The organism is Cupriavidus sp. 05N40 (assembly GCF_056397305.1).
The window spans coordinates 1-773 of record NZ_JBFTND010000454.1 but is presented as its reverse complement, the minus strand read 5'-3'; the positions used below and the strand labels follow the sequence as shown (position 1 = coordinate 773).

Annotated in this window: 1 protein-coding gene; it reads right to left on the bottom strand. The window is 63.5% G+C overall.

Annotated features, from left to right (window positions below; translation table 11 throughout):
• The coding region (locus tag AC1DO7_RS41410) for an ABC transporter substrate-binding protein (protein ID WP_477117591.1) at positions 1-773 on the bottom strand (773 nt) is incomplete at both ends.

Below are 773 nucleotides of genomic sequence, written 5' to 3'. Positions count from 1 at the left end.
GACCAGTAGCCATCGGCAGGCATGCGCTTGATGTCGATGTCCAGGCCGACACGCTGCGCGGTCTGCTGCAGCACCGTCGCGATCTCCACCGAATACAGCGCGGCGGGCGAGGTCACCACCGGCACCTTGCCCGTCACGCCGGCTTTGCGGAAATGGAACTTCGCCTTCTCCGGATCGAAGGCGCGCTGCGGCAAATCCTTGAAGAAGAAGCGGTTGGTGGGGTCGATCGGCTGATCGTTGCCGAGCACCGCATAGTCGAGCGCGATGGCTTTCTTCATCTGCTCGCGGTCTTGCAGGTACTTCATTCCCATCAAGAAGTCCGGGCTCATGCCTGGACCCGCGTCCTTGCGCATGATCAGGTCTGAGTACTGCCCCGATTGCGTGACGAGGATGGCGTAGCCCGGCGTACCCTTGACTCGGGCCACGGCGCGGGGGTTGACCATGGCCACCAGGTCCATCCCGCCCGACAGCAGCGCGTTGACGCGCGCACTGTCATCCGCAATGCCGACGAACTCGATTTCGTCGAGATAGGGCTTGCCGGGCTTCCAGTAGGCGCCGTTTCGCACCACGAGTGTGCGCACGCCCGGCCTGAACTCCTTGATCTTGTAGGGTCCGGTACCAATGCCGGCACTGAAGTCGGTGGTGCCGTCCTTGACGATGAGGAAGTGGAAGGTGCCCAGGATCACCGGCAGGTCGGCATTGGGGCTGGTGAGCACCACCGTGACCTCGTTCGGGCCGGTGGCTTTCACGCTCTCGATCTGCTCGGCCAGCAG